The sequence below is a fragment of the Pseudomonas sp. 1 genome (genome assembly GCF_056626735.1).
Genome location: NZ_JBWXMQ010000002.1, coordinates 40,233 through 63,317, shown reverse-complemented (window position 1 = coordinate 63,317; position 23,085 = coordinate 40,233). Strand labels below are relative to the sequence as shown.

Sequence of the window (23,085 nt, the reverse complement as noted above, 5' to 3'; positions counted from 1 at the left end):
CGCACTTGCATCCCGATCCGGCAACATCAGGTAGCCCATGCTCGAGACCACAGCACCGCGAAGGAAAGCATCGCTGGCCCCGCCACTGGACACGCGGCACAAGGTCGAAACGCCGGAAGGCATCGACCTGCCGCTGCGCCCCGCCGGCCTGATGGTGCGCGCCGTGGCGTACACCATCGATCTGGGGTTGCGCGGGCTGATCCTGGGACTGCTTTTCATGTTACTGGCGCTGCTCGGCAAACTCGGCATAGGCCTCGGATCACTGCTGCTGTTCGGGGTGAGCTGGTGGTACATGGTGCTGTTTGAAGTGCTGCGTCAGGGCCGCTCGCCGGGCAAGCAATGGATGGGCCTGCGGGTGGTGCACGACGATGGCACGCCGGTCGGCTGGTCAGCCTCCCTGTTGCGCAACCTGCTGCGTTTTGTCGACCTGATGCCCTTCGGCTATTTCCTCGGGGCGATCAGTTGCCTGCAACACCCGACCTTCAAACGCCTGGGCGACATCGCTGCCGGCACGCTGGTGATCTACAGCGAACGCTCGCTCCAGCGCCCGCAGTTGCCCGATGCCGAACCCCGCCGCTCGCAGATTCCGCTGACCCTGACTGAACAACGCGCCCTGCTCGCTTTCGCCGAACGCCAGGGGGAACTGTCGACGGCGCGGGTCAATGAACTCGCTGCATTGCTCGCTCAACCGCTGCACATCAGCGCGCCGAAAGCCGTTGGCGAGCTTAACGGCATCGCTCGCGGCCTGTTGGGTCCGACATGAAGCAAAGCCTTTTCGAAACCCGCCACAAGGCCGAATGGGAGCGTTTCACCCTCGCCCTCGAACGTCTCGAACGAGGCAAGGACACGTCGCAGGTCGCAGAATTTCCCAAGGCCTATCGACGCATCTGCCAGCATCTGGCGCTGGCGCAGGAACGTGGTTACAGCAGTTTTCTCGTCGACTCATTGCAACAGCAAGTGCTGCGCGGCCATCAACAGCTTTACCGTCATCGCCGGCAAACTGGTTCCAGCCTGCTGAGCTTCATCTTCGCCGGGTTCCCCCGGCTGGTTCGCGCGCAATGGCCTTTCGTGTTGGTGGCCGGGCTGCTGTTCCTCGGCAGCCTGGCCGGTTTCGGGGTACTGGTGTATCTGAATCCCGAATTGATCTACAACCTTATCCCCGCCGAGCAGGTGCGCGAGATGCAAGGCATGTACGATCCGGTCGCCGGCCACCTCGGGCGCTCGGCCGAGCGCGCCGCCAGTGAAAACTGGGTGATGTTCGGCTACTACATCATGCACAACATCGGCATCGCCTTTCAGACCTTTGCCAGCGGTTTGCTGCTGGGCCTGGGCAGCGCGTTCTTCCTGTTCTACAACGGTCTGACTATCGGCGCGGTGGCCGGGCATCTCACCGAGATCGGCTTTGGCCAGACTTTCTGGCCGTTCGTGATCGGCCACGGCGCATTTGAACTCAGCGCGATTGTCCTGGCCGGTGCAGCGGGGTTGAAACTGGGTTGGGCGCTGATAGCACCGGGACGCCTGACGCGCGGCGAGGCCTTGAGACATTCGGCGCGCCAGAGCGTACTGCTGATCTGTGGGGTCATGCTGTTTCTGTTGATCGCCGCGTTTATCGAGGCGTATTGGTCGTCACGCATCGGGTTTTCGCCGCAGACCAAATACCTGGTCGGCGCCGGGCTCTGGCTCGGCGTGGCGATCTATCTGCTGTTCGCCGGAAGGACCCGCCATGCGCCTGAGTGACGCAACTGTGGCAATCCGTCCGCGCACTACCTGGGAAGCCATGGATCTGGGCGTGCTCATGAGCCAGCAACATCGGCGCCTGCTGATGACCAGCTGGGCCATCGTCACCCTGCCGCTGTTCGCGGTGCTCAGCCTGCTGTTGTGGGATTCACCGTCGCTGGCCGTGTTCATCTTCTGGTGGCTGAAACCGGCGTACGAACGCTTGCCGTTGTACATCCTCTCCAAGGCGCTGTTCGGCGAAACACCCACCTTTAAACAGGCCTTGCGCCAATGGCCGCGTCTGCTCAAACCACAATTGCTCGCCAGTCTGACCTGGCGCCGCTTCAGCCTCAGTCGTAGCTTCCTGCTGCCCGTGCTGCAACTCGAAGGCCTCGACGGTAACGCCCGCCAGCAGCGTTTGCAGGTGCTGTTGCAACGCAACGCCGGCGCCGCGCAGTGGCTGACAATCATCGGTGTGCATCTGGAAACGGCGCTGTGGATCGGCCTGATGGTGTTGTTCTACCTGCTACTGCCGCAACAGGTCGAAACCGATTGGGACTGGCAAAGCCTGATCTTCGCGCCCGACTACGAATGGCGCTGGCTGGAGCATCTGACCAATGCGTTCTATGCGCTGATCCTGGTGATCTGGGAACCGATCTACGTCGCCTGCGGTTTCAGTCTTTACCTGAACCGCCGCACCGTCCTCGAAGCCTGGGACATCGAACTGGTGTTCCGCCGTTTGCGCCAGCGTTTGAACAGCAGCGTGATCGGCTTGCTGCTGGTGGTGTGCCTGCTGCTGCCGGGAGTGCCCTCGGCATGGGCCGCCGAACCTGACACCGCGCCGGATGCGCCCCGGCTCCTGAATCAGCCACTGACCAGTCAGACATCCCGTGACAGCATCAAGGCCTTGCTCGAACAACCGCCGTTCAAGAACAAGGAAACCGTCACCCGTTATCGCTTCGGCGACGATCCCGCTGCTGCCGAAAAAAACAAGGAAGGCGAAGCACCGCAATGGTTGAAAACCCTGCTCGACTGGCTGGACGGCCGACACCTCGAGGGCCTCGCCAAGGCGATCGAAGTCGTGCTGTGGGGCGCGCTGATCGCCGGAATTGGCTGGCTGGTCTGGCGCTATCGGGATTTTCTGCAAGGGTTCGTCGGCCGCCGTCCACGCTTGCCCAAACAGATCAAAAGGCCTTTGCCGCAACAGGCCTTCGGGCTGGATCTGCAAAAGGAAAGCCTGCCCGATGACATCGCCAGCCACGCGGAACAGCTCTGGCAAACCGAGCCGCGCGCAGCACTGGGCCTGCTGTACCGGGCACTGCTCAGTCATCTGTTGCACGACTTCAACCTGACCCTGAAACCTGCGGACACCGAAAACGAAGTGCTGGCCCGGATCGAACAGTTGCAGCGTCCCGACTTGCTCGCCTACAGCCGTCACCTCACAGGCCACTGGCAGAACATGGCCTACGGGCACCGCGTACCGGCGGCGCATCTGCAACAGCAATTGTGTGATGGCTGGCGGTCCCTGTTTGGCCAGGGAGTCGCCCGTTGAACCGGCGTGCGCTCTGGCTTTCGGGTGGCACGCTTATCGTCGTCCTGCTCGGTGCGCTGGGCATTTATCTGTACCTCATGGCCACGCCTTACCAGGCCGAAGTCGATCATGGCCCGTCCCCCGCCGCGCAAGCCAATCCTTATCTGGCGGCGGAGATGTTTCTGCGCGAACGCGGAATCGAGGTCACTCACGCCGAAAGCCTCGCCGTGTTGCCCGACATCGATCCGCGCCAGCACACACTGCTGATGTTCAATGACCGCTCGAAAATGACTCCGCGTCAGGTCGATCAGGCTCTGAACTGGGCCCGGGCCGGCGGAAGGCTGGTGTTCGTCGCCGAATCGATCTGGGATGAGAAGACCGGCCAGAGCAACGACCTGCTGCTCGACCGCGTGCAACTGCATCAATCCTTCACCAAGGATCTCGAGGGAACGCCACCGGATGCCGCCGAAGATCCATACCCCAATCTGACCAAGCTCTACCTGGAAGACGAAGACGCCCCGGCCTATGCCGGATTCGACACCGCGTTCCACCTCGACGACCCGAAAAACCTCGCCCAGGCCTGGGCCAACAGCGCGAAAGCCACACACATGATGCAACTGGCTTTCGGCCTCGGCACGATCACCGTGGTCACCGATGCCGACCTGTGGAAAACCCCGGCGATTGCGCAACACGACAATGCCTGGCTGCTCTGGTACCTCAGCGCCGACACCGCCGTGACCTTGTTGTACAACACTGAACACGACAGTCTGCCGACCCTGCTCTGGCGCTATTTCCCACAAGCCATCGTCGCCCTGCTCGCGCTGATCGGTCTGTGGCTGTGGCATGTCGGCGTGCGTCACGGCCCGGTGCAGGCGCCCGCCCCGCGCAGTCGTCGGCAGTTGATGGAACACCTGCGCGCCAGTGCTGGTTTCATCCTGCGTCACAACGGACAACAGACCTTGCTGCAAGCGTTGCAGCAGGACGTCCTGCGCCGCGCCCGTCACCGTCATCCCGGTTTCGATCAACTGAATGTCGCCGAACAATGGCTGGTGCTGTCGCGTCTGACCCGCCAGCCGACCCGTGCCATCAGCCAGGCCCTGAGCCCGGCACCGAAGCGGCGCATGTCCGACGCCGAATTCTGCCGTCAGGTCGCCCACCTGCAAGCCTTGAGGAACACGCTATGACCGAACACATAGAACCCGGCTCGCCCGGCCACGCGGCCCAGCAACGCCAGCGAGCCAGTCAGTTGGCCCAAGCAGTGCGCGGCGAATTGCAGAAAGCGCTGATCGGCCAGAACCCGGTGATCGACGACGTGCTGACCGCGCTGATCGCCGGCGGCCACGTGCTGCTCGAAGGCGTTCCCGGCCTCGGCAAAACCTTGTTGGTACGCGCCTTGGCAAAGTGCTTTGGCGGCGAGTTTGCGCGCATCCAGTTCACCCCGGACCTGATGCCCAGCGACGTCACCGGCCACGCGGTCTACGACCTGCAGACCGAGCAGTTCAAACTGCGCAAAGGCCCGTTGTTCACCCACCTGCTGCTGGCGGACGAGATCAACCGCGCCCCGGCCAAGACGCAAGCCGCCCTGCTCGAAGCGATGCAGGAACGTCAGGTCACCCTCGAAGGTCGCGCCCTGCCGATAGCCCAGCCGTTCATGGTGCTCGCCACGCAAAACCCGATCGAACAGGAAGGCACCTACCCGCTGCCCGAGGCCGAGCTCGACCGTTTCATGCTCAAGGTGCGCATGGATTACCCCGACGCCGATCAGGAGCTGGACATGGTGCGGCAGGTCAGCCGCTCGACCCGCGCCGACATGCTCGACGTGCAGCCGCTGCGCACCGTGTTGCAGGCCAAGGACGTGCAAGCCCTGCAACGCATCGCCAGTGATTTGCCGCTGGACGATCAAGTGCTCGATTACGCCGTGCGCCTGGCGCGCAGCACCCGTACCTGGCCGGGGCTGACCCTCGGTGCCGGACCTCGCGCCTCCATTGCACTGGTGCGCTGCGCCCGCGCCCGGGCCTTGTTGCGCGGTGGCGAATTCGTGATCCCGGACGACATCAAGGGCTGCGCGCTGGTGGTGCTGCGTCACCGGGTGCGCCTCGCACCGGAACTGGACATCGAAGGACTGCAAGTTGATCAAGTCCTTCAGCAACTGCTTGACCAAGTACCGGCGCCGCGCCTGTGAAACCCTCGCGTCGTTTGTTGATCTGGCTGGCAATTCTGCTGGCCATCGGCATTGTCCTGGGCGCGTTACAGGCGCTGGATGTGGAAGTGCCATCGAGCCTGTTGTCGATCAACTGGGGTTTGCTGCTGGCGCTGTTCGCGCTGAGCCTGCTGGACGCGCTGCGCCTCAGGCGCCTGCCCTCGCCCCGCGTGCAACGACAGATGCCCGGCAGCTTGGCATTAGGTCGCTGGAGCGAAGTGCGGCTGGAGGTAGAACATGATTTCGACCAACCACTGGCCATTCAGATCTTCGATCACGTACCCGATGGCCTGAGTTTCGAAAACCTGCCACTCGACACCGAGCTGCAACCGGGCCAGAGCAGCCTGATCGGCTATCGCCTGCGCCCGCTCAAACGCGGCCACTTCACCTTCGACACCTGCGAGCTCAACCTGCCGAGCCCCTTGGGTTTGTGGTCCGGCAAACGCCTGCTGAACATCACCGACCACACCCGCGTCTACCCCGACTTCGCCCGCCTCTACGGCGGCCAGTTACTGGCGGTCGACAACTGGCTCAGCCAGCTCGGCATACGCCAGCGCCAACGCCGTGGGCAGGGGATGGAATTCCATCAACTGCGGGAATTTCGCGAAGGCGACAGCCTGCGCCAGATCGACTGGAAAGCCACCGCCCGCCACCGCACGCCGATTGCCCGAGAGTACGAGGACGAGCGGGATCAGCAGATTGTTTTCATGCTTGATTGCGGGCGGAACATGCGCAGTCAGGATGGAGAGCTGTCGCATTTTGATCATGCGTTGAATGCGTGTCTGTTGTTGAGCCATGTGGCTTTAAGGCAGGGGGATGCGGTGGGGTTGTTCACCTTCGCCAGTGTCCAGCCGCGGTTTATTGCGCCGGCCAAGGGTGCAGGGCAGATCAAGGTGTTGCTCAACGGTGTTTACGATCTGGATAGCACGCGACGTTCGGCGGATTATCCGGCGGCGGTGAATCAGTTGCTGGCGAGGCAGAAGCGTCGAGCGCTGGTCATATTGATGACCAACCTTCGTGATGAGGATGATGAAGATCTACTGAGCGCCATCAAACACTTGAGCCAACAGCATCAGGTGCTGGTTCTCTGTATACGCGAGGAGGCCTTTGATCCTTCGCAACTGGCGACAGTGCAAACCTTGCAGGAAGCGCTTGCTTACTGCGCGACTGTGGATTACCTGAACGCCCGAGCTACAGTTCATCAGCGCTTGGACGCTCAGGGGATAGTGGTGCTGGACACTCGTCCCGAACGATTGGGCGCAGAGCTCGTATCTCTATATCTGAACTGGAAAAAATCTGGAGCACTCTGCTAACACTTTGTGAAATTCACACGGGGGGGCCAGATTAAAATTAGGAAAATCAAATGTCCTAAACAATAAGCTGGCTCAGTTCACCCGCGGAGCATCACAAGCTGATGCAGCTCATCAGTTGAGTAGAAGTCGCTAGCCAACTAACACTCGCAAATGCCACTGCTATGCTTGGTTTTTTGCAAAAAGGAGCCTAAAAATGGCCGCTCAATACTCTCTATCAGACGTGCTGGAAAGGATGTATCAGAATCAACTTGGCTTGGAAGCCGCTCTGATGGAATTAGTACTCCAAGTCGAAGCACAGGGAATGGTGGAGACCGGAAACAACGTCCGAGAAGCACTTTTTACAATTGGAGAAAACGCTGGCTTCATCAAGCAAGGTTTGGCCAAGCTGAAGGGAAAACGTCCCAGCTAAAAGCTTTCTGGCTTTCACCTATGCCCAAGATCTTTTGATGTATTTCTTCTATGCTTCGTGTCCTCTAAAACCAATCATTAACTGGGGGGGGGGGGGCTTACTGCTCGGTTCTTAAAAAAACCCCTTTGCCTACGACTACACTGGCCCTGCCCCACGTGTAAAAAACCTCAAAAGACATGCAAAACTGTTGTTCTCTCGCTTTTTGTGGACAACAAAAAAACGGTGGAATTGAGGCTACAACATGTGACGCTTTTGCCTACATATAAGCGCGAATCCGCTGGCTTGTGCACCTTGGCGTTGCCCCGTAACTTGATCACGTCGCTGCCAATCAGCGGCCGGGTTTAGTCGCCCGAGGTAAGATAGGTTTGCAAACGCATCGTCCAGTCGGGTATTCCCTATCCCTGCACTCGATGGTGGCTGTGAGCAGGGTGCCCCCGGGCACGCCGGAAAAAGCCTACTTCCCCGGTCGACTAACCTGCTTACAGCTGCCACCCCCTCGCTTAGTCGCGAAGCGGTAACAGCCCAACTTATTAGGAAGTTAGGTATGTTCAAAGCAACACCAAATCCGCCTTCGGATATCGATCCAACTGACAAGACTGATCAGACCGATCCAATCTCCCCCTATGCCTCCGTCGATTCAAAAAAACTCCACGACGCGGCTCATCGGGCCCTCGACTTCTACCTCAACCCCAAAGCTGAAAAATCACGCAATTCCGTGGATCGTGGCATGCAGATGTTCAAGGTCGATCCGGACATCAACCCAGAAGCCATCGCCATCCAAACCTACGAAACCTTTTCCTCGGTCAGCATTCTGTTGCTGGATCTGGCAGACAGCCTGGACGACAAGCCGAGACATCTGGCGATGGCTATCTATCAGTTGAGTGAGTTAGGGTTGTTGCTGGTGGAGAAGACACTGGATAACGAACGGGCGATTGCAATAAGAGAGTAAGAAAAAAGGGCCACAACCTTCAGCAGGTTGTGGCCCTTTTGGTTTTCAGGCCGAGGCCGGCAACGGCTGAAAACTGAAGTACTGCTTCAACGCCTCGACCAGCTGCCCATACTCGGGCGGCGTCCGGTACAGGCTGAAGCCGGCGTCGTAGTGTCGAGGGGTCGCGTCTTCGTGGCACCACAGGCAGCACGCCGTCAGGTCTATGACCTGCTGACAGCCCTCGCCCAAGGGGATTTTCAGGCGCAAGTTGAACTCGGCACCAATCATCATCGGCAACTGGCTGATAAGCATCAAACCATCTTCGGACACGTTGCCCAGAAAACCGATGGGTTTGTCGGTGACTCTGTTGAACACTCGCAGAAAATACGGCAGCTGATGTCGTTCGATTCGACGGTCGGTAAACATACGCATTTCGCCATGCAAGGCTCTATCACAGAGCCGCACTCTCGCTTCGGAACGGGACTGTGCGTCAGACCCGCTCTCCCCACTCCCGGTGTGGTGCTCGCCAAGTGCATCTCACGCCAGTCGCAGGTGTTGCACCGATACCGATACCGATACCGATCTGCACCAGTGTCATTCGACTATAGCTCACCCTATACAAGCAGCCAGCCTCTGTATGACAACCGCCATCAGAATCGGGTTGGACGCACCACGGCGGCTGCGCTGCGAGTCGGGTAGTGACCCAGGCTCTGCAGGGTTTCCAGACGCGCACGGGCGCGGTAGGCGTATTCGCTGTTGGGGTACGAGGCGATGATGAACTGGTAGGTCTGCGCCGCATCGACGAACATTTTCTGCCGCTCAAGGCACTGGCCGCGCATCATCGAGACTTCCGGCCACACGTAAGGGCGGGCCCGGCTGGCGCGTTCGACCTTGGACAGCTCGAGCATCACCTGCTCGCAGTTGCCCCGGTCATAGGCGCTGTAAGCGTTGTTCAAATGATGGTTCATCGACCAACGGGTGCAGCCCGTGACGGCGAGGACGCTGAGGGCAAGGGCGGCAATGGGCACGAATCGCATGGGGGTTCTCCTGTCTTGTGCTCTGTATCGACCCCTGGTCGGAAATCTTCAGGCGCGTTTGTCCCAAAGTTGCCGTGTTCAATAAAGAAAGTATTAAGTAGTGCAAACGAACAATGACTACACCCCAAGAGCATAGTAGCCTTCGCTGGCGCTTGAACTTGAGGAGTCTTTGCATGTCCGTCCGTCGTACCAAAATCGTCGCTACCCTTGGCCCGGCCAGTAACTCGCCGGAAGTTCTCGAACAGCTGATTCTGGCTGGCCTGGACGTCGCCCGTCTGAACTTCTCCCACGGCACCCCCGACGAGCACAAGGCTCGCGCGAAGCTGGTGCGTGACCTCGCTGCCAAGCACGGCCGCTTCGTCGCCCTGCTGGGTGACCTGCAAGGCCCGAAAATCCGCATCGCCAAATTCGCCAACAAGCGCATCGAGCTGAAGATCGGTGACAAGTTCACCTTCTCCACCAGCCATCCGCTGACTGAAGGCAACCAGCAGGTTGTCGGCATCGACTACCCGGACCTGGTCAAGGACTGCGGCGTGGGCGACGAGCTGCTGCTCGACGACGGCCGCGTGGTCATGCGCGTTGAAACCGCCACCGCCACCGAGCTGAACTGCGTCGTGACCATCGGCGGCCCGCTGTCCGACCATAAAGGCATCAACCGTCGCGGTGGCGGCCTGACCGCACCGGCCCTGACTGAAAAAGACAAGGCCGACATCAAGCTCGCCGCTGAAATGGAAGTCGACTACCTCGCCGTGTCCTTCCCGCGTGACGCCGCCGACATGAACTACGCCCGTCAACTGCGCGACGAAGCCGGCGGCACTGCCTGGCTGGTGGCGAAGATCGAACGCGCCGAAGCCGTGGCCGACGACGAAACCCTCGACGGCCTGATCAAGGCTTCCGACGCTGTGATGGTTGCCCGTGGTGACCTGGGCGTGGAAATCGGCGACGCCGAGCTGGTGGGCATCCAGAAGAAAATCATTCTGCACGCACGCCGCCACAACAAGGCGGTGATCGTGGCGACCCAGATGATGGAGTCGATGATCCAGAACCCGATGCCGACCCGCGCCGAAGTGTCCGACGTGGCCAACGCCGTGCTCGACTATACCGACGCCGTGATGCTGTCGGCCGAATCCGCTGCCGGCGCTTACCCGCTGGAAGCCGTGCAGGCGATGGCGCGCATCTGCGTCGGCGCTGAAAAGCACCCGACCAGCAAGACGTCCAGCCACCGCATCGGCAAGGAATTCGAGCGTTGCGACGAGAGCATCGCGCTGGCGACCATGTACACCGCCAACCACTTCCCGGGCGTCAAGGCGATCATCGCGCTGACCGAAAGCGGCTACACCCCGCTGATCATGTCGCGTATCCGTTCGTCGGTGCCGATCTACTGCTTCACTCCGCACCGCGAAGCCCAGGCCCGCGCGGCAATGTTCCGTGGCGTGTACACCGTGCCGTTCGACCCGGCGTCGCTGGCCCCGAACGAAGTCAGCCAGAAAGCCATCGACGAGCTGGTCAAGCGCGGCGTTGTGGAGAAAGGCGACTGGGTGATCCTGACCAAGGGCGACAGCTACCACACCACCGGCGGCACCAACGGCATGAAGATCCTGCACGTGGGCGACCCGCAGGTCTGAGTGACCGGTTGCTGAAAACGAAAAGCCCCGCCATGTGAATGGCGGGGCTTTTTCATTTCTGGGTTGGATTTTGTTGATCGTTCCCACGCTCTGCGTGGGAATGCCTTAATGGACGCTCCGCGTCCGCTTCGGCATGGGACGCGGAGCGTCCCGGGCTGCATTCCCACGCAGAGCGTGGGAACGATCAGTGTTCGGGGTGCGAGCGCCAGGTGCGCGTCGGCAGTCGGTAGTCGGCAGTCGGCAAATATTTCAATGCCGTTTGATGAACCCGGTCAGCGCCGCCAACGCCTCTGGCGAGCGCAACCGCTGGGTGAACAACGCCCCCTCCTCTTCGATCACCTTGCGAATCAATTCCCGATCCGGCGCGCGCATTAATTGTTTGCTGATGCGTACCGCCTCCGCCGGCAGCTCGTCAAACCGCAGCGCCATTTCCCGCGCCCTGGACAATGCGGCTTCGCCACTGCCCAGCGCTTCGGTGGCAATCCCCCATTGCGCCGCTTGCTCACCGGTAAAACCTTCACCGAGCAGCAACAGTTCCGACGCCTTGGCCTGCCCGAGCAATCGCGGCAGGATCAGGCTGGAACCGAACTCCGGGCACAACCCGAGATTGACGAACGGCATGCGCAACCGCGCATCCCGCGCCACATAAACCAGATCGCAATGCAGCAACAGCGTGGTGCCGATCCCCACCGCCGCCCCGGCCACGGCAGCGATCACCGGTTTGCGGCATTCGAGCAGTTCAAGCATGAAGTGGAACACCGGGCTGTCGAGGTCGCCCGGCGGTTGCTGGATGAAGTCGGCGATGTCGTTGCCGGCGGTGAAGCACTCGGTGCTGCCGGTGATCAGCACGGCGTTGACTTCCGGGTCGCTGCCGGCCTGTTTCAGCGCCTCGGCCAACTGGCTGTACATGGCGCGGGTCAGGGCGTTTTTCTTGTCCGGGCGGTTGAGGCGCAGGGTCAGCAAACCGCGTTCGCGGTGCAGCAGGATGGCTTCGGGCATGGCAGGTCTCGCGTCTGGGAATTCAGCGCTCAATCACGGCTGAGGAAGACATCGGCCAGCAGTTGATTGCGCGGCAGTCCGGCCAGGAACAGACGCTTGGCAAACGCGTCGACGCTGGCAGTCGAGCCGCAGACTAAAGCCAGGGTTTGTCGGGAGACAAGGCGCAGTTGCGCCAAAGCGCCCGGCAACTCGGCCGCCGTCCAGCATTCGACGCTGAGGTTTTCCCGCTGCGCGGCCAGTGCCTCAAGGGGTTTGACCAGGTAATGCCCGTCGGCATCATGGGCCAGGTGAATGACACGAATGGCGCCCCGATGATCGTGACGCAAGGCTTCGCGCAACACCCCGAACAACGGGCCGAGCCCGGTACCGGCGGCCAATAGCCACAGCGGCCGGTCATGCCAGTCAGGGTCGTAATGCAGCGCACCGCCGCGCAGTTCGCCGAGGCGGATGGGGTCGCCGATCTGCAAGCGGCGCGCGGCATCGCTGAATTCGCCGGGCTCGCGGCAATCAACGTGAAACTCAAGAAAGCGGTCTTCCTCCGGCAGGCTCGCCAGCGAATACGGCCGCGCGATGTGGCCGGCCCACAGCACCAGATGCTGGCCGGCGCTGTAGCGCAACGGCCGCTGGGGTGTCAGGCGCATTCGCAACACGCTGTCGCCGAGCCAGTCCAGCGCTTCGACCGTGGCCGGACGACCATCGGTGACGGGATCGAAGGTGTGCACCTGCAAATCCTCGATCACCTGACACTGACAGGCCAGGCGCCAGCCCTGATCGCGTTGCTCCGCGCTGAGGGCATCCGGACGACTGTCAGCAGGCAAACCCCGCACGCATTGCACCAGACACGCGTGGCAACTGCCGGCGCGGCAGCTATAAGGCACCGCTACACCGTTCTGATTGAGAGCATCGAGCAGATTGCTGCCCGCCGCCACCGACCACTGTCGCTCACCGACCCGCAGTTCAGGCATCGACGTTCTCCCACGCCGCTGCGCAACGGTTGCGCCCGTCACGCTTGGCCCGGTACAGCGCCTGATCGGCGCGCTGCAAGGCTTCGTCCAGATCATCGCCCAGTTCCAGCAAGGTCATGCCGGCCGAAAGACTCAGGTTTTTCACATTCAGGCCCACCAGTTCAACGTCGGTGAAGGCGATGCGCAGGCGTTCGCAACAGGCGGTCAGGCGCTCGGCGTTGCAATCGGGCAGCAGCACCACGAATTCTTCACCACCATAACGCGCCAGCACGTCGCCGTCGCGCAGGCAGGCACCGGCCACCCCGGCGAACGCTTGTAACACCTGATCGCCGGCGGCATGGCCGTGCAGGTCGTTGATGCGCTTGAAGTGGTCGAGGTCGATCAGCGCCAGACCATGTACCACGTCGGCCTCCATCGCGTTCAGCTCGCGGGTGGCCAGGCGCAGAAAATGCCGGCGATTGAACAGCCCGGTCAGTTCGTCGGTGGCGACCAGATCTTCGAGCTGGCGCATCATCCCGCGCAGGGTGTCCTGATGCGCCTGCAAGGCGAACCGGCGCTGGCGCATGCGTTGCCGCGAGGTCTGGACGAAACGGGCATAGATCACCAGCCACACCAGCACGATCAGCAGAAGGCACACCTGCAACGCGGCCAGCGCCGGGTCAGGTAACTGGAAGTGATAGCCGTCCCACAAGGTGATGGCGCAGAAACTGAAGAACACCAGCATCGCGCAGCGCACGAATGCCCGGCGTGACAGATGGAACAGGCCGAACAACAGGATCAGTACATAAAAGACCAGGAACTCGCCCCGGGCTTCCTCCAGATGCGCGATCAGCCACGTCTGCCAGCCGAGGCCGAGCAATACTTGTGCTTCAGTCAGGCTCGGATCGGAGAAGCGCAGGTTGGCGCCCGAAAAAAACACCGCGAACAGGGTCGCCTGGCTGATCACCACCAGCGCGCTGCCGACGGCGACGCCGGCCAGCGAATCGTTGTAGTGACCAGTGAAATACGCCAGCCACAGCAGCAGCAAAGCCAATCCATAGGTGGCTGCAGCGAGGGCGAAGCGTTTGAGCAAAAGACGTTGAATGGCGTTATGGGTCAATCGTTGACTCACCGTGCGATAAGAGGCTGACCGAGTGTCCTACTCTACAGACCGGCTGCCACTTTAGTGGCCCGGTCGATAAATGACCATTGATTTTCGGGCCGGGTATTTGGCGTCAAAAACCTGCAGCCATGCGACCAACGAATGACTCCCGGCAGATGTGCCCGGCACCGAGGCGCGGTATACTGCCGCGCCTTTTTAGCGTCGCGCCAGCAGCCCCGGCGTGCCTTGAAAGGTGTCTGCGACCGACCGATGCACCCAAGCCGCAGGCACCTTATTGAATGTTCCCGTCTTTTAGAGGAGCGCGACTCATGACCGTGATCAAGCAAGACGACCTGATTCAGAGCGTTGCCGACGCCCTGCAGTTCATTTCCTACTACCACCCCGTGGACTTCATCCAGGCGATGCACGAAGCCTACCTGCGCGAAGAATCGCCAGCGGCCCGTGACTCGATGGCGCAGATCCTGATCAACTCGCGCATGTGCGCCACCGGCCACCGGCCGATCTGCCAGGACACCGGCATCGTGACCGTGTTTGTGCGTGTGGGCATGGACGTGCGCTGGGATGGCGCGACGATGAGCCTGGACGACATGATCAACGAAGGCGTGCGCCGCGCCTACAACCTGCCGGAAAACGTCCTGCGTGCCTCGATCCTCGCCGACCCGGCGGGCGCTCGTAAAAACACCAAGGACAACACCCCGGCGGTCATCCACTACTCCATCGTTCCGGGCAACACCGTGGAAGTGGACGTGGCGGCCAAGGGCGGCGGTTCCGAGAACAAGTCGAAAATGGCCATGCTCAACCCGTCCGACTCGATCGTCGACTGGGTACTCAAGACCGTTCCGACTATGGGCGCCGGCTGGTGCCCACCGGGCATGCTGGGCATCGGCATCGGCGGCACCGCCGAGAAAGCCGCTGTGATGGCCAAGGAAGTGTTGATGGAGTCCATCGACATTCACGAGCTCAAAGCCCGTGGCCCGCAGAACCGCATCGAAGAAATGCGTCTGGAGCTGTTCGAGAAGGTTAACCAGCTGGGCATCGGCGCCCAGGGCCTCGGTGGCCTGACCACCGTGCTCGACGTGAAAATCATGGATTATCCGACCCACGCAGCTTCCCTGCCGGTGTGCATGATCCCGAACTGCGCCGCGACCCGTCACGCGCACTTCGTGCTCGATGGTTCCGGCCCTGCTTCGCTGGAGGCGCCACCGCTGGACGCCTACCCGGAAATCGTCTGGGAAGCCGGCCCGTCGGCCCGTCGCGTCAACCTCGACACCCTGACCCCGGAAGAGGTGCAGAGCTGGAAGCCGGGCGAAACCGTCCTGCTCAACGGCAAGATGCTCACCGGTCGCGACGCTGCGCACAAGCGCATGGTCGAGATGCTGAACAAGGGCGAAACCCTGCCGGTTGATCTGAAAGGCCGCTTCATCTACTACGTCGGCCCGGTTGATCCGGTCGGTGACGAAGTGGTGGGTCCGGCTGGCCCGACCACCGCCACGCGGATGGACAAGTTCACCCGCCAGATCCTTGAGCAGACCGGCCTTTTGGGCATGATCGGCAAGTCCGAGCGCGGCCCGACCGCCATCGACGCGATCAAGGACAACAAGGCCGTGTATCTGATGGCCGTCGGCGGTGCCGCTTACCTGGTGGCGCAAGCGATCAAGAAGTCCAAGGTTCTGGCGTTCGCCGAGCTGGGCATGGAAGCGATCTACGAGTTCGAGGTCAAGGACATGCCGGTCACCGTTGCGGTGGACAGCAAAGGTGAGTCGGTGCACATCACCGGTCCTGCGATCTGGCAACAGAAGATCAGCGAAAGCCTGGCGGTGGAAGTGCAGTAAGCACTTCATCTGCTTGTGAAAAAACCGGGCGGCCAGCGATGACCGCCCGGTTTTTTTTCGCCTGCCGTCAGTCGGCACCTGTCAGATCTGACAGGTGTCTGGCGCACTTCGCTTTGCTAGCGTGATGTCTCGACATTTTCAGGTTGCGACGCCATGACCCCGGATGCAGATGCGCTCGTCACTCCTCCCTCCATTTCCAAGACTGCGTCCATTGCAACGAATGGACGCAGTTGGAGTGAGACGGGTGCGACCGGGCAGCGCTCTTACACCCTGCCCCTCCCGATCCTGAAGGCGCGCACGCTCACTCCCGAGTTGCAGCTTGTCTACGAGGGGAACGCGGGCAATGGCAAGTACGGGCTCGGCTGGGATCTGCCGCTGCCCGCGATCTCGCGCAAGACCAGCAAGGGCGTGCCGAAGTACGCAGGCGCCGATGTCATGCAGGCCGACGGCACCGACCTGCGGCCCGAACTGACGGCCAGTGGCAGGATCAAGGCAACCCGGCGCACTCGAGGAAAAGGCAAGAACACCAGAAAATTTTCCGTAGTGCGCTACATCCCTCGCCTGGAAAGCACGTTCAACCGCTACGAACTCTGGACACCTGCCGACGGCAACCCTTTCTGGGTGGTGTCCCGTGCCGACGGCTCGCAACATTGCTACGGCAACTCGCCGGAATCATGCATTTACGACCCTGAAGATCCAACCCGTATTGCCGTGTGGCTGCTGGTGGAAATCAGGAACGCCGTCGGGGAAAACATCTGCTTCGAATACAAATCCGACGACACCGACGCCGACCCACGCTTTGACTATCGGGCCCAGCGCTACCTGCGTCAGGTCTGCTACTGCAACAAGGCTCCCAGCACCGGGCTGCTATGTCTCGAACACCCGAACCCGCAGGATCTGGAATGGTTGTTCAGATTAATCGTCTGCTACGGCGAACGTGCCACCGGGCTGGATGAGCTACCGACATTTGAACCCGTTCGTGCGTGGCCAGCACGCAGCGACCCTTTTCGCATGCATCGCTTCGGGTTCGAGGTGGGCACCCGGCGCCTGTGCAGGCAGTTTCTGTTGTTCAACCACACCGGTCCCGCTCCGGTGCTGGTCAATCGCCTGCTGCTGGAACACGAATCCACACCACTGCTGTACAACCATCTGAAAGCCGCGCACTACATGAGTTTCGACGCTACAGGTCGCGTCAAGCACATGCCGCCCCTCGAATATTTCTATGAAGCACTAATACTCGACACTACCCCCAAACCCTTCCTGCAACTCGATCACATGCCCGGCCTCAACGACGGCCAGCCCTACCATTGCGTCGATGTTTACGGCGAAGGCGTGCCCGGTTTTCTCTGCCAGTACGACGGCGCCTGGTACTACCGCGAGCCCTTGCGGGGCGCGCCTGGTACAGACGAAATCGTCTACGGTTCCTGGACACTGCTACCGCTGATTCCGAACGCCGACAGCAACAAGCAGGTGGTGCAGATTCTCACCGACCTCACCGGTGACGGGCGTCTGGACTGGGTCGTCGCGCAACCCGGAGGCAGCGGGTATTACACGCTCAATCCGGATGGCACCTGGTCGTTGTTCAAACCTTTCAGCCAGTTCCCCGTGGAGTTTTTCCACCATCTGGCCCAGATGGGCGACTTGAGCGGCGCCGGTCTGGACGACCTCGCTCTGATCGGCCCGAACAGCGTAAGGGTGTATGCCAATGTGCGGGAGAAAGGATTCATGCCCGGCAAGGAGATACCGCATACACCGGATCGCTTGCCGCTGTTCGGCAACGCCCGCACCGAACTGGTGATGTTTGGCAACCTGCACGCCAGTGACCTCTCGGGACTGTGCAGAGTCCGCCACGACAGTATCGAAACCTGGGCGAATCTGGGGCATGGCCGATTCGGCAAAGGTATTGCGATCAGCGCGCTGCCTTTTGAGTATCAGCATTTCAACGCCGATCACATTCGCTTCGCCGACCTCGACGGCTCCGGTGCACCGGCGCTGATCCGTCTGTGCTCCGATCATTTCGAGATCTACTGGAATTACGGGGGCAATGCCTTTGAGCAAGTCCCGCTCATCGTCGACTGGCCCACAGGCATTCGCTACGACAACCTCTGCCAGGTAACCTTCGCCGACCTGCGAGGCCTGGGCTGCGCCAGCCTGCTGTTGACCAAACCGCACATGACGCCGCAGCACTGGGTTTATCACTTCGTCAGTGAACGGCCCTATCTGCTTACCGGCTGCAACAACAACATGGGCTACGGCGCAACCCTGAAACATCGCAGCAGTGCGCAATTCTGGCTGGATGAAAAACGTCTGGAACTGATGGCGCGCCGGCGTCCGGTCTGCCTTCTGCCCTTTCCCCAAATGGTGCTTCACTGGTTGCGCCAGGACGATGAAATCACCGGCAATTATCTGATGCAGTTCCACGAATATTTCGAGGGCTATTACGACGGCTACGAACGTGAATTCCGCGGTTTCGGCAAAGTCTGTCAGACCGACAGTGACCTGGAGCCGGGCAAGGCCGAAAGTGGCCACACGGCGCCGATGCGGGTGACACATTGGTTTCATACCGGTAGAAGCATCGATCTGGTCTTGAGCGGCATCTGCGAACTCGACGACGAAAACACGCCACTGGGGCCTACGGTTATTTCAACGTTCGATGCCAAGAACAGAAAGGAGCGTGTTCGGACGCAGCACACAGCCGACGACCATCGCGAAATCGCCTACGCCCTGGCCGGTAGTCCACTGCGCAGCGAGGTCTGTCAGGCAGACGACCCCGCCCCGGCGCGGCTGTTCTCACTGAGCGAATTCCGTTATCGGGTGCGGGTGGTCAACGACAACCCGTCCAGTCTGCTGGTGCTCGAACTGGAAACCCGTACCCATCAATACGAACGCTTCATGGACGACCCCAATTGTCAGCACACCATCAATCAGGAGCTGAACGAGTACGGTCAGTTGACTCGAAGTGTCACAGTCGCCTGTGCTCGCCGTCGCACCGAACTGGACAAACCGCCCTTCGATCGAGAGGACCAGCTTCGAGCCTGGGTGGACAGCCACGACGAGCAGCAACAGTTTTTTTATCTGAGCGAAACACTCGCCGCGTACATACAACTGACCACTGACGGCCACTGGCTGCTCGGCTTGCCCTGGCGCCAGCGCAGCAACGCGATGAAGCTGCCCAAAGGCGCACTCCCGGGCGGACTGCAAGCGGCGGACATCAGTTTCGAAAACTTCGAACGGTATAAAGACAGTGCCGAATGGACGACCGCGCGGGAACTGACCTCACTCTTGCAACACACGTATCTGGAGTCAGGGGGCAAGATGCTCTACCCGCCGCTGGCCGGCCCGACCGAGCAGGCCGTGTTCGACAAGAAGGCCCTGGTGGCCTACGACGGCGTCCCGATAGTCATCCGGGACGAACTGACAAAGATCGGCTACACGCCCATGAAGCTGTTCTTCCCGGAGGACCCTGAAGAGGATCTGCTGCAAAACCTGTGGTCAGCGCAAAGCGGCTTTTTCACCTACGCCAGCGCCAGCGGTTTCCACCACGTCACCGAGGTGCAACAGACCGCCAGCCATGGTGTGACGCACATAACATGGGATGCAGACCATCTGCTGACCATTGCCATCACCCTGCCGGACGGCTGTGCGACTTCAGTGAAATACGACATGCACACCCTGTTGCCGCAGAGCATCACGGATCCCAACGAGAACATTCAGGAAGTGCTGTACGAACCGGGCGGCCAACCGATTGCCCATAGTTTTCATGGCACCGAAGAGGGGCTGCCGGCCGGTTTTCAGCCGCTGGCCGCTTACCCGCCGCAGTCTGATCTGAGTGTCGAATACGCCCTCGCCCATCCGAAAACCGTAGTGGCATCCGCCGCCAGTGCAGTGCGCACCGAGCTGTTCAGCTGGATGCCCGTTCTCTCGCGCCAGACCCTGTCGCAGAAAAGAAAGGAATGGGTCTCCAACGGCCTGATTCTGCCCGATGGCCACATCCGTGCCTCGGCATTGCGCTGGCTGAACCAGCGCAAAAAACGCACGGCCAGCGAACAGGCCCTGCTCGGTATTATTCACACCGCTCCCAGGCAGCCGGTGCACAGCCTGAGTCTGGTTGCCGACCGCTATCACACCGACCCGCTGCAACAGATTCAGATGACGATCAGCTATACCGACGGTTTTGGCCGCGAGCTGCAAAGCAAACAGCTCGTCCCGCCGGGCGATGCCCTTGTCGCCACGCCCGAAGACGATCTGGTGACCGGCGCCGACGGCAAGCCGGTCGAAATGCCGGCCATTCAGCGCTGGCGGGTCCAGGGGCGTGTGGAATACAACCACAAGGGCGAGACCATCCGGGTTTACCGCCCCTACTTTCTCAACACCCATCGCTGCATCAATGACAGTGCGATGCGCAAGCACGGCTACCACGACCAGATGTTCTACGACGCCCTGGGCCGGCCAATCCAGACGATCAACGCTCTTGATTATCTGGCGTTCGACATCCTGCATCCATGGTTCAAGCTCAGTTATGACTTCAATGACACTGATGACACACCGCCGTCGAAACCCGCGAAGGTCCCTTTTAAACAACCTGTCAGAAGGTTGAAAAAGGCTAAATGACAAGTGCCAATGTGCACGGGAACACACCCGCCCTGCAGGCTCATGATCCGCGCGCACTCGGGATTCGGCAGGTGGCCTATCTGCGCAATGTGGCGGGTGAGGCTGTTCAGGCGCTCGTCACCCGCAGGCTCCATGACGTCGCTGGCCGAGCCGTGGGGCAACAGGATCCGCGCCTGTCCACGGTGAATACAACCAGCCTTTTTACGCTGGATGGTCAGGTCGTGAAGCTTGCCAGCGTCGATGCCGGCGTGAACGTCACGTTGCCGGGGCTGGCCGGTGAAACCCTGCAATCCTGGGACGCGAACGGCAACCACCGACGCAGGCATCACGACCTTCAACTGCGCCTTTTGACGCTCGAAGAGAACGGCGTGCCGGAAGTCGAAACCCGGCTGTATGCCACCCTGTCAGCCGACCCTGGTCACAACCTGCGCGGGCAGATGATCAAGCTGACCGACCCGTCCGGCAGTGTCGAATTTCACAGCTTCGCTCTCACAGGCCCCGCTCGACAGGAAACCCGCACTTTTCACGATGGCCTGGCGCTGACCAGCCACAAGTTGTTCAGCCCGCTGGGCATGCTTGTCGAACATACCGATGCCGCCGGGCACCGGCAGCAGTCGAAGTTCGATGTGGCAGGTCAGCTGGTACAAGTGCTGCTCGGGCTGCATGGCCAACCCGACTGGCAAACGGTACTGCAAGGTGCACAGTACGATGCCGCCGGGCGGGTCATCGAACACCAGGCCGGCAATGGCGTAATCAGCCATTCGCACTATCGCGCCGCCGACGGTTTCCTGCTGCGTCGCTACGCACAAAAGGGGTCAGGGCCGGCGCTTCAGGATTTCGAATATGAATACGATCCGATGGGCAATATCACGACCCTCATCGATAACACCTTCACGCCGCGTTTTTTCGCCAACCAGCGGCTCGACGGTCGTCGCCTGTTCGCCTATGACTCACTCTACCGACTGCACAGCGCGACCGGATACAGCGACAGGCCCCTGACAGACAACCCGGGCCGGCCCCAACCGTCCGACCCTGCTGATCGGCGCAATTACACGCAAACCTATGAGTACGACAAGGGCAACAACCTCATCAAAACCACTCATGCACGCGACGGCGCCAGTTACACCAGCGAGGTGTTCATAGATCCACTCAGCAACCGGGGTTTGCGCTGGAGGCCCGGAGATCCGCCACCAGACTTCAGCACTCGGTTCGACAGCGCCGGCAACCTGCTGGCCCTGCAGTCTGGCCAGCCGATGCAATGGAACAATCGCAATCATCTGGCGTCGGTCATCCTGGTAGACCGCAACGGCAGTGGCCCGAATGACGAAGAGCATTACCGCTACAGTCAGGGCAAGCGAGTCTACAAACGCCACGACAGCCACACAGCGGCCATCGATCACTTCCATGAGGCGCGCTATCTGCCGGGGCTGGAGATTCGCACCCGAGACAATGGCGAAGAATTACATCTGATCGCCCTCGTCAGCGGCATCGAAAACGTGGTTTGCCTGCACTGGGTCAGCGGTAAACCGCCGAACATGCCGGCCGATCAAATGCGCTACACCCTCAATGATCACCTGCAGTCCGTATCCATGGAACTCGATCAACAGGCGCAGGTGATCAGTCATGAAGGTTACTTGCCCTTCGGCACCACCGCCTGGATGGTGGCGCGATCACAGATCGAGGTGGACTACCGCTTCATCCGCTACTCGGGCAAGGAAATGGATATCGGCGGGCTGTACTACTACGGTGCGCGTTACTACGCCCCCTGGCTGGGCCGCTGGATCGCCGCCGATCCGGCGGGAGATGTGGACGGACTGAATCTTTACGCGTTTGTCGGCAACAACCCGCTGATCCATGTCGATGTCACAGGTCACGAAAGTACGTGGTTTAACGTGCTCACGGGCTTCTTTTCGTTCGTGAACATATCGAAAAAAGCGTCGGGACAGCTCAAGGGAATGGCAGCAGCTTTCAGAGATATGGTGCCTGAACCTTCACCGCAAGATGAAGGTGGTGGCGGTGGCGGTGGCCCACCTCTAAAGCCGGAGCCACGTGGTCGAGCGGATGTAGATGACGCCCCTCCCGACAGGCCGGTGCCAAAAGGTTTTAGCCGATATCTTGCTTTCAAGGCACAGATTGAAAATCTTACGCTCGGCGAGTATCTGCGTTCTTCGTCCGGTCGGGCCGCCATGAAGGCCGGTGTGAAGATTGGCTCCACAACAGGCTCGGCGCTGGGTACTTTTATCGGTGGAATTGCGGGCTTGATAATCGGTGGCCCGCTGGGCGCCGTCCTGGGTGCCGTGCTCGGAGGCGCGATTTTCGCAATCCTGGGTGGGGTGATCGGCTATGTGGCGATGCCCGTCATCATGCTCAGGTACATGAAGAAGAACGTAAACGAGGGAAAAGCCAGGGAAGACATTCTGGAGTCCATGAATAATCTGGCCGACCATATCGACATCGTCAACGTGATAAGTGAAAACCTCCCTGATCCGCAGGATCTGCCTTCCGAACTACCTGATGACTCCAGAGGTAATACGGGCAATTTCTTTTCGGACATCGAAATGGGCCGCCTGCTTGGGCAAGTCGGGCAACTCCCTACAGAACAACAGGTGGCGTTTGCAGCAGTGGTGAATCACCGGGCATTGGTGCAGGCCATTTCAAGAGGTGGCGCCCCTCGAACGATAGAGGTGAGCGATACGCACCGCGCGCAAAGGCCAACGCCAAAACCAGGAAACCTGAGAACCGTCAGGCTTCAGCGCCAGTATTCCGAAACATTCGTCTGACGCCGTTTCATCCTGTAAAGCCCATAAAACGGATCAA

At 60.7% G+C, this 23,085-nt stretch carries 17 protein-coding genes; 12 read left to right on the top strand and 5 right to left on the bottom strand.

Going from position 1 to position 23,085, the window contains the following annotated elements; genetic code table 11:
* Positions 1-37 precede the first annotated feature (37 nt).
* The 8 genes from AC1MDC_RS03340 to AC1MDC_RS03305 all read left to right on the top strand — a co-directional run bounded on the left by AC1MDC_RS03340 (position 38) and on the right by AC1MDC_RS03305 (position 8,118).
* Complete coding sequence (locus AC1MDC_RS03340; RefSeq protein WP_480392513.1) at positions 38-763, top strand: RDD family protein; 726 nt, start codon at positions 38-40, stop codon at positions 761-763.
* On the top strand, positions 760-1,737 hold the full coding sequence (locus tag AC1MDC_RS03335; RefSeq protein WP_480392512.1) for a stage II sporulation protein M: 978 nt from the start codon (positions 760-762) through the stop codon (positions 1,735-1,737). Before AC1MDC_RS03340 ends, AC1MDC_RS03335 begins: the two co-directional genes overlap by 4 nt.
* On the top strand, positions 1,724-3,268 hold the full coding sequence (locus tag AC1MDC_RS03330; protein ID WP_480392511.1) for a DUF4129 domain-containing protein: 1,545 nt from the start codon (positions 1,724-1,726) through the stop codon (positions 3,266-3,268). Before AC1MDC_RS03335 ends, AC1MDC_RS03330 begins: the two co-directional genes overlap by 14 nt.
* Positions 3,265-4,431, top strand: a complete 1,167-nt coding sequence (locus tag AC1MDC_RS03325) for a DUF4350 domain-containing protein (protein ID WP_480392510.1) — start codon at positions 3,265-3,267, stop codon at positions 4,429-4,431. Before AC1MDC_RS03330 ends, AC1MDC_RS03325 begins: the two co-directional genes overlap by 4 nt.
* The gene (locus tag AC1MDC_RS03320; RefSeq protein ID WP_227233343.1) at positions 4,428-5,429 is read left to right on the top strand and encodes an AAA family ATPase; all 1,002 of its coding nucleotides are present in this window, start codon (positions 4,428-4,430) and stop codon (positions 5,427-5,429) included. The genes AC1MDC_RS03325 and AC1MDC_RS03320 overlap by 4 nt, the downstream gene beginning before the upstream one ends.
* Positions 5,426-6,760 (top strand): DUF58 domain-containing protein, encoded by a 1,335-nt coding sequence (locus AC1MDC_RS03315; protein ID WP_480392509.1) that lies wholly within the window; start codon positions 5,426-5,428, stop codon positions 6,758-6,760. The genes AC1MDC_RS03320 and AC1MDC_RS03315 overlap by 4 nt, the downstream gene beginning before the upstream one ends.
* Positions 6,761-6,953: 193 nt before the next feature.
* The gene (locus AC1MDC_RS03310; RefSeq protein ID WP_115079009.1) at positions 6,954-7,169 is read left to right on the top strand and encodes a hypothetical protein; all 216 of its coding nucleotides are present in this window, start codon (positions 6,954-6,956) and stop codon (positions 7,167-7,169) included.
* 544 nt (positions 7,170-7,713) lie between these two features.
* Positions 7,714-8,118 (top strand): DUF6124 family protein, encoded by a 405-nt coding sequence (locus tag AC1MDC_RS03305; protein ID WP_234205887.1) that lies wholly within the window; start codon positions 7,714-7,716, stop codon positions 8,116-8,118.
* Between the two features lie 45 nt (positions 8,119-8,163).
* Here AC1MDC_RS03305 and AC1MDC_RS03300 read toward each other — a convergent pair whose 3' ends face one another.
* Both AC1MDC_RS03300 and AC1MDC_RS03295 read right to left on the bottom strand, forming a co-directional pair.
* Positions 8,164-8,523, bottom strand: a complete 360-nt coding sequence (locus AC1MDC_RS03300) for a PilZ domain-containing protein (RefSeq protein ID WP_108563106.1) — start codon at positions 8,521-8,523, stop codon at positions 8,164-8,166.
* A gap of 224 nt (positions 8,524-8,747) precedes the next feature.
* A complete protein-coding gene (locus tag AC1MDC_RS03295) occupies positions 8,748-9,134 on the bottom strand; it encodes a tetratricopeptide repeat protein (RefSeq protein ID WP_007951249.1) in 387 nt (128 codons plus the stop codon).
* 173 nt (positions 9,135-9,307) lie between these two features.
* On the opposite strand from AC1MDC_RS03295, the gene pyk reads away from it, so the two are divergent.
* A complete protein-coding gene (pyk, locus tag AC1MDC_RS03290) occupies positions 9,308-10,759 on the top strand; it encodes a pyruvate kinase (RefSeq protein ID WP_085697206.1) in 1,452 nt (483 codons plus the stop codon).
* Positions 10,760-11,008: 249 nt separating this feature from the next.
* Here pyk and AC1MDC_RS03285 read toward each other — a convergent pair whose 3' ends face one another.
* The 3 genes from AC1MDC_RS03285 to AC1MDC_RS03275 are packed head-to-tail and all read right to left on the bottom strand — an operon-like array spanning position 11,009 to position 13,822.
* Positions 11,009-11,758 (bottom strand): enoyl-CoA hydratase-related protein, encoded by a 750-nt coding sequence (locus AC1MDC_RS03285; protein ID WP_480392508.1) that lies wholly within the window; start codon positions 11,756-11,758, stop codon positions 11,009-11,011.
* Positions 11,759-11,787: 29 nt separating this feature from the next.
* Positions 11,788-12,723, bottom strand: a complete 936-nt coding sequence (locus AC1MDC_RS03280) for an iron-sulfur-binding ferredoxin reductase (RefSeq protein WP_480392507.1) — start codon at positions 12,721-12,723, stop codon at positions 11,788-11,790.
* The gene (locus tag AC1MDC_RS03275; protein ID WP_234205889.1) at positions 12,716-13,822 is read right to left on the bottom strand and encodes a GGDEF domain-containing protein; all 1,107 of its coding nucleotides are present in this window, start codon (positions 13,820-13,822) and stop codon (positions 12,716-12,718) included. The genes AC1MDC_RS03280 and AC1MDC_RS03275 overlap by 8 nt, the downstream gene beginning before the upstream one ends.
* Positions 13,823-14,133: 311 nt before the next feature.
* Here AC1MDC_RS03275 and AC1MDC_RS03270 point away from each other — a divergent pair, with 311 nt between their 5' ends.
* From AC1MDC_RS03270 to AC1MDC_RS03260, 3 genes are all read left to right on the top strand, one after another.
* On the top strand, positions 14,134-15,657 hold the full coding sequence (locus AC1MDC_RS03270; protein ID WP_085697210.1) for a fumarate hydratase: 1,524 nt from the start codon (positions 14,134-14,136) through the stop codon (positions 15,655-15,657).
* Positions 15,658-15,810: 153 nt separating this feature from the next.
* On the top strand, positions 15,811-20,268 hold the full coding sequence (locus tag AC1MDC_RS03265) for a SpvB/TcaC N-terminal domain-containing protein (RefSeq protein ID WP_480392506.1): 4,458 nt from the start codon (positions 15,811-15,813) through the stop codon (positions 20,266-20,268).
* A complete protein-coding gene (locus AC1MDC_RS03260) occupies positions 20,265-23,048 on the top strand; it encodes an RHS repeat domain-containing protein (protein WP_480392505.1) in 2,784 nt (927 codons plus the stop codon). Before AC1MDC_RS03265 ends, AC1MDC_RS03260 begins: the two co-directional genes overlap by 4 nt.
* The last annotated feature ends 37 nt before the right edge of the window (positions 23,049-23,085 follow it).